Annotated in this window: 16 protein-coding genes; 7 read left to right on the plus strand and 9 right to left on the minus strand. The window is 62.0% G+C overall.

Annotation, left to right across the window (positions count from 1 at the left end):
• Positions 1-3: 3 nt before the first annotated feature.
• The 7 genes from NKI59_RS17950 to NKI59_RS17980 all read right to left on the minus strand — a co-directional run bounded on the left by NKI59_RS17950 (position 4) and on the right by NKI59_RS17980 (position 6296).
• Positions 4-402 carry a hypothetical protein gene (locus NKI59_RS17950; RefSeq protein ID WP_352705728.1) on the minus strand — a complete coding sequence of 133 codons (399 nt, stop codon included), beginning with the start codon at positions 400-402 and terminating at the stop codon, positions 4-6.
• Complete coding sequence (locus NKI59_RS17955; protein ID WP_254817363.1) at positions 399-911, minus strand: peptidylprolyl isomerase; 513 nt, start codon at positions 909-911, stop codon at positions 399-401. Before NKI59_RS17955 ends, NKI59_RS17950 begins: the two co-directional genes overlap by 4 nt.
• Positions 912-940: 29 nt before the next feature.
• Positions 941-1531: a peptidylprolyl isomerase gene (locus NKI59_RS17960; RefSeq protein ID WP_352471695.1), complete on the minus strand. Its 591-nt coding sequence runs from the start codon at positions 1529-1531 to the stop codon at positions 941-943.
• A gap of 75 nt (positions 1532-1606) precedes the next feature.
• Entirely contained in the window at positions 1607-2107 is a 501-nt protein-coding gene (gene coaD / locus NKI59_RS17965) for a pantetheine-phosphate adenylyltransferase (protein WP_352705730.1), read from the minus strand.
• 203 nt (positions 2108-2310) lie between these two features.
• Positions 2311-2448: a hypothetical protein gene (locus tag NKI59_RS17970; protein ID WP_352705731.1), complete on the minus strand. Its 138-nt coding sequence runs from the start codon at positions 2446-2448 to the stop codon at positions 2311-2313.
• A gap of 61 nt (positions 2449-2509) precedes the next feature.
• Positions 2510-5320 carry a DNA gyrase subunit A gene (gene gyrA, locus NKI59_RS17975; RefSeq protein WP_352705734.1) on the minus strand — a complete coding sequence of 937 codons (2811 nt, stop codon included), beginning with the start codon at positions 5318-5320 and terminating at the stop codon, positions 2510-2512.
• A 148-nt stretch (positions 5321-5468) separates the two neighbouring features.
• On the minus strand, positions 5469-6296 hold the full coding sequence (locus NKI59_RS17980; RefSeq protein ID WP_352593499.1) for a helix-turn-helix transcriptional regulator: 828 nt from the start codon (positions 6294-6296) through the stop codon (positions 5469-5471).
• Positions 6297-6382: 86 nt separating this feature from the next.
• Here NKI59_RS17980 and NKI59_RS17985 point away from each other — a divergent pair, with 86 nt between their 5' ends.
• Positions 6383-6913 carry a hypothetical protein gene (locus NKI59_RS17985; RefSeq protein WP_352705736.1) on the plus strand — a complete coding sequence of 177 codons (531 nt, stop codon included), beginning with the start codon at positions 6383-6385 and terminating at the stop codon, positions 6911-6913.
• 74 nt (positions 6914-6987) lie between these two features.
• Positions 6988-7617, plus strand: a complete 630-nt coding sequence (locus tag NKI59_RS17990) for a MarC family protein (protein WP_023674869.1) — start codon at positions 6988-6990, stop codon at positions 7615-7617.
• 8 nt (positions 7618-7625) lie between these two features.
• Here the strand turns inward: NKI59_RS17990 and NKI59_RS17995 are convergent, their stop codons facing one another.
• Positions 7626-8051 (minus strand): OsmC family protein, encoded by a 426-nt coding sequence (locus tag NKI59_RS17995; protein WP_352705738.1) that lies wholly within the window; start codon positions 8049-8051, stop codon positions 7626-7628.
• Between the two features lie 123 nt (positions 8052-8174).
• Positions 8175-8687: a single-stranded DNA-binding protein gene (locus tag NKI59_RS18000; RefSeq protein ID WP_352448761.1), complete on the minus strand. Its 513-nt coding sequence runs from the start codon at positions 8685-8687 to the stop codon at positions 8175-8177.
• 271 nt (positions 8688-8958) lie between these two features.
• Between NKI59_RS18000 and NKI59_RS18005 the strand changes: the two genes are divergently transcribed.
• The 5 genes from NKI59_RS18005 (at position 8959) to NKI59_RS18025 (ending at position 11224) form a co-directional block, all read left to right on the plus strand.
• Positions 8959-9285 (plus strand): cupin domain-containing protein, encoded by a 327-nt coding sequence (locus NKI59_RS18005; protein ID WP_352705869.1) that lies wholly within the window; start codon positions 8959-8961, stop codon positions 9283-9285.
• An 81-nt stretch (positions 9286-9366) separates the two neighbouring features.
• Complete coding sequence (locus NKI59_RS18010) at positions 9367-9681, plus strand: ArsR/SmtB family transcription factor (protein ID WP_352448759.1); 315 nt, start codon at positions 9367-9369, stop codon at positions 9679-9681.
• Complete coding sequence (locus NKI59_RS18015) at positions 9678-10202, plus strand: SRPBCC family protein (protein ID WP_352455703.1); 525 nt, start codon at positions 9678-9680, stop codon at positions 10200-10202. Before NKI59_RS18010 ends, NKI59_RS18015 begins: the two co-directional genes overlap by 4 nt.
• Positions 10203-10228: 26 nt before the next feature.
• Positions 10229-10834, plus strand: a complete 606-nt coding sequence (locus NKI59_RS18020) for an ATP-dependent Clp protease proteolytic subunit (protein WP_352448757.1) — start codon at positions 10229-10231, stop codon at positions 10832-10834.
• A 93-nt stretch (positions 10835-10927) separates the two neighbouring features.
• On the plus strand, positions 10928-11224 hold the full coding sequence (locus tag NKI59_RS18025; RefSeq protein WP_352448962.1) for a hypothetical protein: 297 nt from the start codon (positions 10928-10930) through the stop codon (positions 11222-11224).
• Positions 11225-11467: the final 243 nt, after the last annotated feature.

The following is an 11467-nucleotide window of genomic DNA, read 5'->3' on the forward strand; positions in this document are numbered from 1 at the left end:
GCCTCAAGGTTCCGGGCAGGTCACCGCCCAGGCGCCGACACTGTCTATGCTCAGCGTACCGCCCATTGCGAAGCTGGACTGCTCGCTGGCCTTGACCAGCCGCAATTTGGCCACGATCGAGCTGAGGCCCTCATCAGTGAGATCGATCAGCATGCGCTCGTCGTCTTCGAATGCCTGTCCAACGATGACTTTCGTTGAGCCTGGCTGTCCGTCCGTGGTCCATGTCTTGCCACCGGCATCCAGCCACACACGCGCCACCGCAATGACGGCCGTGTGTCCCATCAAAACGTCAATCGATGCCGCGCCGCCGTCGGCGCTGCAGACGATCGATTCCGTCGCCAGCGCCGGAGTGGCCGCCGCGACGAGCACAAATGCGATGGCCGCGACAGCCCGGCCGGTCATTTCACGTCGGCCGCGACCTTGAGCGACACGATCTTGTCAGGATCCTGCACCGGTTCGCCGCGCTTGATCTTGTCGACGTTGTCCATGCCTTCGATGACCTGGCCCCATACCGTGTACTGGCGGTTGAGGAAGGCGGCATCGTCGAAGCAGATGAAGAACTGCGAATTGGCCGAGTTCGGGTTCTGCGAGCGCGCCATCGAGCAGGTGCCGCGGCCGTGGTTGGCGTTGGAGAACTCGGCCTTCAGATCGGGCTTGTCGGAACCGCCAGTGCCGGCGCGCGATGGCGCGAAAGACGGCTTGTTGGAATTGCCGAACTTCACGTCTCCGGTCTGCGCCATAAAGCCGTCGATGACGCGGTGGAAGACCACGCCGTCATAGGCGCCTTCGCGCGCCAGCTCCTTGATACGGCCGACATGGCCGGGCGCCAGATCTGGAAACAATTCGATGACGACCTTGCCCTTGGTCGTGTCCATGATAAGCGCGTTCTCGCGGTCCTTGATTTCGGCCATGTCAGAAATATCCTTTTGAACAATTGTGGTTACTTGCCGTCCGCGGCGATGCGCACCTTGATCATGCGATCGGGGTCGGTCACCGTGCCGTTCTGCGCCTCGTCGCCTTTCTTGATGTGGTCCACCAGCTCCATGCCGCTGACGACATTGCCAACGATGGTGTACTGGCCATCGAGCGGCGGTGCCGGCGCGAACATGATGAAGAATTGCGAATTGGCGGAATTCGGATCGTCGGAGCGGGCCATGCCGACCACGCCGCGCTGGTAGTGCTCGGTGCTGGAGAATTCGGCCGGCAGGTCAGGAAGATCGGAGCCGCCGGTGCCGACAGCGTCGGCATTGAAGCCGCTCTTCATGTTGCCGAACTTGACGTCGCCGGTCTGCGCCATGAAGCCGTCGATGACGCGGTGAAAGGCGACGTTGTCGTAGGCGCCCTGGCGCACCAGCTTTTTGATCTGCGCGACGTGCTTCGGCGCAAGGTCGGGCCTCAGCGCGATGGTCACGTCGCCGTCCTTCAGCGTTACGATCATGGTGTTTTCCGGATCGGCGGCAAAGGCCGACACGGATGCGGTCACAAGACCGGCAAGCACGGCAAGCAAGAAGGCAAGCTTTTTCAGCTGCATGGGATCTTTCTCCGAATATCTTCGTTCATGCATGTCGTTACCCAAAGCCGGGTTCCACTTTTGGGTGACATGCATTTATTTCGCGAATTTGGCGGTGAGCGCGCCGGCCACGGCCGCCGGCACGAAGGGGCGGATGTCGCCTCCCATCGAAGCTATCTGGCGCACAAGTGTGGCGGTAATGGTGCGCACTGAAGGGCTGGCGGGCAGGAACACGGTCTGCAGCTCCGGCGCCATGGTCTCGTTCATGCCGGCCATCTGCATCTCATAGTCAAGATCGGTGCCGTCGCGCAGGCCGCGGATCATGATCGAGGCGCCATGCTTCCTGGCCGCATCGATGACCAACCCGTCGAAGGCGACTACTTTGATACGCGCACCGTCGCTGCCGAATTCCGCCTTCGCGGCCGTTTCGATCAGGCCAACCCGTTCCTCGAAGGAAAACAACGGCTTCTTGCCGGGATGGATGCCGATCGCCGCACAGATTGTATCCGCCACGGCCAGCGACGCCTTCAGCACGTCGAGATGGCCGTTGGTCAGCGGGTCGAAAGAGCCGGCATAAAGGGCGATGCGTTCGGTCATGGCAGGTGCTTCTAGCGAGCCTCTCCCCTAAAGGCAAATCCGATCGCCAGCCCGCCCCATGAACCTTTTGGCCGACGTGAACGACAGATGAATGTGCCGCTCGCAACAGCTTCACGCAGTGTTCACTAAGTTGCAGCTGCAGAAGATGAAACCAAACACCCATCTAATCGTTGTTAGGCGCAGGAGAACACGCACATGCTGATCTACATGCTCGCCACCGCAATGACCGTCGCCATGCTGATCGCTACCGTATCGGGTTGCATCAGGAAGCACAGCGCGTCCGCGCCAAGGCCAATACCAAGCGGTTCGAAGGCTTCGGCAACCGCAAGCCCTATCGCCACTTCTAGATTGCGGGGGTGTCTTCACACGCCGGCCCATAGGGCTGGCGCCGTCGTGGCAAACTCACTCGACGGCAGTGTCAGGCTCCCCACCTTCGGCATCGGTGGAAGCGCCACCTTCAGCATCGACACTCTCTTCGATCTCCTCGTCGGCTTGCGGTTCTGAAATCCGCTCCACCGAAACGACCTTCTCACCCTCTGCGGTATTGAAGATAGTAACGCCCTTGGTGGCGCGGCTGGCGAAACGAATGCCGTTGACCGGAACGCGGATGACGGTGCCACCATCCGAAACCAGCATGATCTGATCGTCATTGCCGACCGGGAAGGTCGCCACCAGGCGGCCGATTTCGGCTGTTTTCGAGACGTCGGTGGCGCGAATACCCTTGCCGCCACGGCCAGTCAGGCGGAAATCGTAGGACGATGAACGCTTGCCGTAGCCATATTCCGTCACCGTCAACACGAACTGCTCGTGCGCCTTGAGGAATTCATAGCGGTCGTCGGAAAGCTCCGCCTCTTCGCCGACCTCTTCATTGGTGAGCTGGATTTCTTCCTCCTCGCCGGCCGCGATGTCAGCAGCGAGCCGGCGTTCGGCCACCACCCGCTTGAGGTAGGCGGCACGTTCCGCCGGCGGCGCATCGACATGCTCGATCACCGCCATCGAGATCACCCGGTCGCCATCGGCCATCGCAATGCCGCGCACGCCGACCGAATTGCGGCTCTGGAAGACGCGTACGTCGCTGACCGGAAAGCGGATGCACTGGCCGGAACTTGCCGTCAAAAGCACGTCGTCATTGTCGGTGCAGGTCTCGACGCCGAGGATCTCGTCGCCCTCCTCGTCCAGCTTCATGGCGATCTTGCCGTTGCGGTTGACCTGGACGAAGTCCGACAGCTTGTTGCGACGCACGGTGCCGCGCGTGGTGGCAAACATGACGTCGAGCTCGCCCCAACTCGTCTCATCCTCCGGCAGCGGCATGATCGTGGTGATGCGCTCGCCCTGTTCGAGCGGCAGCATATTGATCAGCGCCTTGCCGCGCGATTGCGGGTTGCCGATCGGCAGGCGCCAGACCTTTTCCTTATAGACGATGCCGCGCGAGGAGAAGAACAGCACCGGCGTGTGCGTGTTGGCGACGAACAGCCGGGTGACGAAATCCTCTTCCTTGGTCGACATGCCGGAGCGGCCCTTGCCGCCGCGGCGCTGCGCCCGGTAGAGCGACAGCGGCACGCGCTTGATGTAGCCGGAATGGCTGACTGTGACGACCATGTCCTCGCGCTGGATCAGGTCCTCGTCTTCCATGTCCGCCCCGCCCTCGGCGAGTTCGGTGCGGCGCGGCGTGCCGAACTCGTCGCGCACGGCCATGAGCTCGTCCTTGACGATCTGCTGGACGCGGGCGCGGGACGAGAGGATGTCCAGGTAGTCCTTGATCTCGTCGCCGATCGTGTTCAGCTCGTCGGCGATCTCGTCGCGGCCGAGCGCGGTCAGGCGCTGCAGGCGCAGTTCGAGGATGGCGCGCGCCTGCTCCTCGGAGAGATTGTAGGTACCGTCCTCGTTGATGCGATGGCGCGGGTCGTCGATCAGAAGAATCAGCGATTCCACGTCGCCCGAAGGCCAGCGCCGCTCCATCAGCTGCTCGCGCGCCGTCTGCGGGTCCGGAGCGCTACGGATCAGCTTGATGACTTCATCGATGTTGGCAACAGCGATGGCAAGGCCGACCAGCACATGGGCGCGGTCGCGCGCCTTGCGCAGCAGGAATTTCGTGCGCCGGCTGATCACCTCCTCACGGAAGGCGACGAACGCCTTCAGCATGTCGGTCAGAGTCAGCAATTCCGGCTTGCCGCCGTTCAGTGCCACCATGTTGGCGCCGAAGGACGTCTGCAGCGGGGTGAAGCGGTAAAGCTGGTTGAGGATGACATCGGCGACCGCGTCGCGCTTCAGTTCGATGACGACGCGGTAGCCCTGGCGGTCGCTCTCGTCGCGAATGTCGGAAATGCCTTCGATGCGCTTGTCGCGCACCAACTCGGCCATCTTCTCGATCATCGACGCCTTGTTCACCTGATAGGGAACCTCGGTGATGACGATCGATTCCCGATCGTTGCCGCGCGCCTCGACGTTGACGCGGCCGCGCATGACGATGGAGCCGCGACCGGTCGAATAGGCGCTGTAGATGCCGGAACGGCCAAGCACGATGCCGCCGGTCGGGAAATCCGGTCCCGGAATGATCTCCATCAGCGCCGGAAGGTCGATCGCCGGATTATCGATTAGGGCAATGGCGCCGTTGCAGACCTCGCCCAAATTGTGCGGCGGGATGTTGGTGGCCATGCCGACGGCGATACCGCCGGAGCCGTTGACCAACAGGTTCGGAAAGCGCGCCGGCAGGACTTTCGGTTCGCTGCCCGACGCATCGTAAGTGTCCTGGAAATCGACGGTGTCCTTGTCGATGTCTTCCAGCAACTCATGCGCGACCTTGGTCAGCCGCGATTCCGTGTAGCGCATCGCCGCCGGCGGATCGCCGTCGATCGAGCCGAAATTGCCCTGCCCGTCGATCAGCGGCACGCGCAGCGACCAATCCTGCGCCATGCGCACCAAAGCGTCGTAGATCGAGGCGTCGCCATGCGGATGGTATTTACCCATCACGTCGGCGACCGGGCGTGCCGATTTCACATATTTGCGGTTCCAGTGATAGCCGCTCTCATAGGCGGCGTAGAGGATGCGGCGATGCACGGGCTTGAGGCCATCGCGCACGTCCGGCAGCGCGCGGCTGACGATCACGCTCATGGCGTAATCGAGATAGGAGCGCTGCATCTCCTCGATGATGGATATCGGCTCGATGCCGGTGGGGCCGCCGTCGGCGCCGCGCGGTGTCTTTTGGTCGGTCAAATCGGATCACAATCTAATCAGGAATCACTTGGTGCTTATATAGGAAGCCAGCCTGAAACTCCAACAATCGCGGCAGTTTTCCAGTGTGGTTTTTAGCGGCAAATTCAAAAGGATAAACCAATTGCGACGATATGGCCGTGGCACCCTTTCACGGGCGTCGCCGGCGGGCGCGATAAGTACCCGGCGCCTCGCCCATCAGCCGCCGGAAACGGCGGTTGAAGGTTGATAGATCGTTGAATCCCGCCGAAAAGGCAATCGCCGAAATCGTCTGATCCGACGTCCGCAGCCGCACGGCTGCCCTGTGCAGCCGCGCTCTCAGCAGGAATTGGTAGGGCGTCATACCGGCAACGTGCCGGAAGGTGCGCAGGAAATGGTAAGGGCTGGTGGCGGTCTCGTCGGCGAGTTCGGCAAGCGAGATCGGCCGGTCGGCATCGACTTCGATGCGCCGCACCGCTTCGGCAACACGCTTCTGGTCACGGCGGCTCGGCGTCCGTCCCCGATCCGTGGCGCTGCAAGCCGCTGTCACCGCGGCACCGGCAATGCGCAGGGCGAGTTCCTCGAACGCGCCGGTGTCGGCCATCTCGCGCGCCGCCTCCGCTTCGGCAAGCAGCGGCACCAGCGCCGGCAAGGGCGGCAGGCGCGGCGTGCCGAAATCGAGCGTCTTCGTGCCCGGCACGTCGGCGACGATCCGCTCCATATAGGCCGGTCCGAAATGGAAGGAGAGGCAGCGGTCGCCGGCGCCATGCTCGTGACCGCATTCATAGCATGTGCCGGGATTGCCGAGCAGGAGCGCGCCCGGCGCCAGCATCGCCGTGCCCTCGCGCGCACGATAGCGGAAGGTGCCGTTGGTTACGGCGGCAACGCAGAAATCCCGATGCTCCTCCTCGAATGGCCTGTCGGCGGCGCTGGCGGTGCAGATGACATCCGACACCTGCCAGCCTCGGCCCGACGCCAGCCTGTGCGCGCTCGTCGTCATCGCCGAAACATAGCAACTTTTCCCAAGCGCAGAACCCCTGTCGGCCTCTATGCTTGCCGGTCTCCTGACAAGATGAGAGCGAAGCCATGTCCAATTCCTTTGCCAAGGCCCTGCACAGCGATGGGCCCGTACCGGCCCTTGCCGAGAAACTGAATCTTTATGGCCGCTTCGTCGGCGCCTGGACGTTCGACGCCACGCGCCATCTCGAGGACGGTCAGGTGCTGACCGGGCGCGGCGAAGTGCATTTCGGCTGGGTGCTCGAAGGCCGCGCGATCCAGGACGTATGGATCCTGCCTGCCCGTGACGCCGGCCCCTCGCCCTCGCTCGGCAAATGGACCTTCTATGGCACGACGTTGCGCGTCTACGATCCCGGCGTTGACGCCTGGCACATCTTCTGGAGCGATCCGCGCAATCAGTACTACAGCCGCCAGCTCGGCCGTGCCGAGGGCGACACCATCATCCAGCAGGGCGCAGACGGCACCGGATCTGCTGTGCGCTGGAGCTTTTCGCGCATCACCGAAAATTCGTTCCGCTGGCTGGGCGAACGCTCACAGGACGACGGCGCCACCTGGCGTCTCGAAGTCGAGTTTCTGGCGCGCCGGGCCGTCAGCCTCTGATCCGTACGGTTTCCACTGGCTCCGCTTTGCTCTACCAATCCCGTTATCCGGCTTTGCCGGCGGGGAGGGTCAGCATGCCGAGCTTCGACAGCCTGTTCAACGCCTTCGTCACCATACTGGTGACGATCGATCCGCCCGGCCTGGCGCCGCTCTTCCTCGCCGTGACCCGCGGCATGAACCGCGAGGAGCGCAACCAGGTCTCCGTGCGCGCCTCGGTCATCGCCTTCCTGGTAATGGCGTTGTTCGCAATCGCCGGCGCGTCGATCCTGTCAGTCTTCGGCATCACTCTGCCGGCCTTCCGCGTCGCCGGCGGCTTTCTGCTGTTCTTCATCGCCTTCGAAATGGTGTTCGAGCGCCGGCAGGACCGCAAGGAGAAGATCGGCGACGTCGCCATCACCAGGGACATGATCCACAACATCGCCGCCTTTCCGCTGGCGATCCCGCTTATTGCCGGTCCCGGCGCGATTTCGGCGACCGTCCTGCTCTCAAGCTCGTTTCAGGGTTTGGGCGCGCAGACAGCCCTTGTCGGCATCATCGCCATCTGCCTCGTCATCACCTACCTGGTGTTCGTGCTGTCAGAGCGCATCGACCGTATCCTCGGCCAAACCGGCCGTTCGATCCTAACAAGGCTGCTCGGCGTCATCCTGGCGGCGCTCGCCGTACAGTTCGTCGCCGACGGCATCAAGGCGCTGATGGCGACGTAGGAACAGCCCTACTTCGCTGTCGTTTCAATGACTTCGAAGTCGTGGGTAATCTCGGCAGTCTTGGCCATCATTGCCGAGGCCGAGCAGTATTTCTCGATCGAAAGCCCGATCGCCCGCTTCACCTTGTCGTGTGATAGCGTCCGGCCCTTGACGACAAAATGCATGTGAATGCGGGTGAACACCCTGGGATCGGCTTCTGCACGGTCGGCATCGAGTTCGACCACGCAATCTTCGACCGCCTCGCGCCCCTTTTCGAGGATATGGACCACGTCATAGGCCGAGCAGCCGCCAGTGCCGATCAGCACCAGTTCCATTGGGCTCGGCCCCGGCGTCTTGCCCTCCGGCCCGAACGCAGTGCCTAGCACCAGCTTGTGCCCATTGGCGGACTCGCCAACGAAAGTACGCTCCTCGACCCATTTGACCCTTGCCTTCACCTGATACGTCCTTTCACCGCTCAAACGCACAACGTCCCGAAAATCCAAGACAGATTTTCGGGACGCCATTTCGTGGCCAAGGTGCCGGCGCTTTTCGCCGCAAGGGCAGTCCGCCCCAAGAAATCAGAACGGGATTTCGTCGTCCAGCTCGCGCGACGAACCACCGCCGCCGCCCTTGTTGGCGCCACCGCGATTGAAACTTTCGCCCGGGCCGGACTGGCCGAAATCGGAACCGCGGCTCGCACCACCACCGGCATAGTTGCCGACCTGGCCGCCGCCCTCGCCCCGCGCATCGAGCATCTGCAGCTCGCCGCGGAATTTCTGCAACACGATTTCGGTCGTATAGCGGTCATTGCCGGTCTGGTCCTGCCATTTGCGCGTCTGCAGTTGGCCCTCGACATAGACCTTCATGCCCTTCTTCAGATACTGCTCGGCCACCTTGGCGATCTGGTCGTTGAAGATCACGACATTGTGCCACTCGGTCTTTTCCTTGCGCTCTCCGGATGTCTTGTCGCGCCAGCTTTCCGACGTCGCGATGCGGATGTTGACGACCGGGTCACCCGAATTCAAGCGGCGGATTTCAGGGTCCGCCCCGAGGTTGCCCACCAGAATGACCTTGTTGACGCTACCCGCCATGATACTTCTCCGCGCTCATCCGAAACCAAATTTTTGTCGCCGCACCTTACAGGCTATGGACAATCCCTGCCTGCCGTCGCTGCCTTTTCCCACAACGTTTTTGTTCTCTTTTCGTTCTATAGGAGAGGCCCTGCACTGTCAATCGTTGTCAGTAAGAAGTAGTGTCTTGGCGTCGAATTTCCACAGACCATGGGATCGAGGCGACCGCATGAAGATGGTTGCGCATGACGATCAGCCGCAAGAAGAGTGGCGAGCGGGAGTAAAGACCCGCATGCATGTCTCTGCCCGCAACGGCGCAACTCAACTTTGCATATTCGAACAATGGGTCGAACCGGCGGTTGGCGCCCCGACACATTGGCACCCAGTCGAGGAAGTGCTTACCGTCATCGCTGGCAGGGCCGAGATGTGGATCGACGAAGAGCATCTCGTCTTGACTGCCGGACAGTCGCTTGTTGTTGCCGCGCACAGGCAACATGGCTTCCGAAACGTCGGCTCCGAATTGCTTCATATTCATGCTGTGCTCGCGTCACCAGTTTTCGAGGCGACGTTCAACGGATCCCCCGACATGGTGAGACGCTGGCTTCCAGCGAGTTTGTAAAACCTCGCCTGTCTTAATAAACACCGCCTGTCTTAAAAACACGGCTTGCCAAACCGATAAGTATTGACTTATGCTTTCGGCATGATCGAAGCAGACATTTTTCGGGCATTGGCGGATCCAACGCGTCGCGCCGTCTATGAGCGGCTCGCCGACGGCGAGATGACGGTATCGGAACTGCGCACTGGCATACCGGTATCGCAGCCGGCGGTATCGCAACATCTCGCAGTGCTGCGCGGCGCCGGCCTCGTGGTCGAGCGCCGGGCCGGTCGCAACGCCTATTACCGCGTCGATCCGAAGGGGCTTGCGCCACTGCTCGGCTGGATCGAACGCTACCGTGCGTTCTGGCCAGAGCGCATCGAAAGGCTCAAGACGGTTTTGAAGGACATGGACCAATGACCAGCCGAGGCAAAGAACGCGCCGAAATGGCCGCAGACAAGATCGAGTTCGAGTGCGAGCTGCCCGAACCGCCGGAAAAGGTGTGGCGGGCGCTGACGGTGCCGGACCTGCTCGCGGCCTGGATGATGCCGAACGACATCAAGCCCGAAATCGGCAACCGCTTTGCCTTTAAAGCGCCGAATGCGCCGATCGAGTGCGAAATCCTCGACGCGGATCCCGGACGGCTGCTGCGCTATTCCTGGCGGGAGCGGCCGGCGCCCGGCGATACGCAGGTGCCGCCCGGCAGCCCCCTGGACAGCGCAATGAACGACAGCCCAGTGGACAGCATCGTCACCTTTACGCTCGACCGCACCGTTTCCGGCGGCACGCATCTGCGTATCGTCCATGATGGTTTTGCTCGGGCAGCAGTGCCGGAGATCGCGATGGCAGGCGCCGGTTGCCGGCTTTCCTTTGAAGCGCGCACTCCCAGGCACAAGCAGATCGCCGCAAACACCCCGCGCCTCTTCCTGCGCGCGGCCTGAACGACAACAGTCAACGGAGACAACCGATGAGCGGCCTTGCCAATCTGGTGCCGATGGTGATCGAGCAGTCGAGCCGCGGCGAACGTGCCTTCGACATATTTTCGCGGCTGCTGCGCGAGCGCATCGTCTTCATCAACGGGGCGATCGACGACGGCACCTCGGCGCTGGTCTGCGCCCAGCTTCTGTCGTTGGAATCCGACAATCCCGACAAGGAGGTCTCGCTCTACATCAACTCGCCGGGCGGCGTGGTGACCAGCGGTTTCGCCATCTACGATACGATGCAGTATATCAGCTGCCCGGTCTCCACCGTTTGTATGGGCTTCGCCGCCTCGATGGCCTCGTTCCTTTTGATGGCCGGCACACCGGGGCGGCGCATCGCGCTACCCAACACCAGCATCGTGCTGCATCAGCCTCTCGGCGGCTTCCAGGGCCAAGCCTCCGACATCCAGCGCCATGCCGAGGGCATCCTTCGCACCAAGCGGCGCATGACCGATCTTTACGCCCACCATTGCGGCCGCACCTACGATGAAGTGGAACGCACGCTCGACCGAGACTTTTTCATGACCGCGCAGGAGGCCAAGGATTGGGGCCTCGTCGACCATGTTTTCGGTACTCGCAAACAGGCCGCGTGAGGCACCTTCCAACGGAACTGAGCGATATGAGCGCCGGCAACTTTCAGCGCCGTTGGTCTGGCTTCGGCGCTATCGCCGCACTATAGTCCGGTGATGATCGCGAACCGTTTATCCAGCGTGTTATGCCTTGCCGTCGCCACCGTTGCCGGCACGAACATGCTGGTGGGTATGGCACTTGCCCAAGATAATTCGACGTCTTCGCAAAAGGGCGCCCTGCCCGGTGTGACCAGCGATTATCGCATCGCCGAGCCAGCGCCGCAGCCTGAGCCTGACGACGTGGCTCCAGGCAACGGCAACGGCACCTTCAAGATTGGCGATACCGACGTTCGGATTTCCGGCAGCATCACCATCGATGTCGCTACCGGCGGGATCAGGCCCTCCAGCCGCTAAGTTCGCCTGGTGTGAACCACAAATATTGCGCTTCAAACGAACAGCCCCGCCATTGCGTTTGCAACTGACGGGGCTTCTTGGATCTGAAATCCAAATTGCCGGGAGTGTAATGCCGGCATTTTATTTCGGATGCTTCGCGGCATTCAGCCGACGATCCGACTAGCAGTCTCTGATTTTATGGGGATCAGCAGGTCCGTTTGGCGGGCAGCGAAAACGCCTGACCCTGGCCACTTATACCTGCCG

This window comes from Mesorhizobium sp. M0598 (assembly GCF_040320865.1).
Taxonomy (GTDB): domain Bacteria; phylum Pseudomonadota; class Alphaproteobacteria; order Rhizobiales; family Rhizobiaceae; genus Mesorhizobium.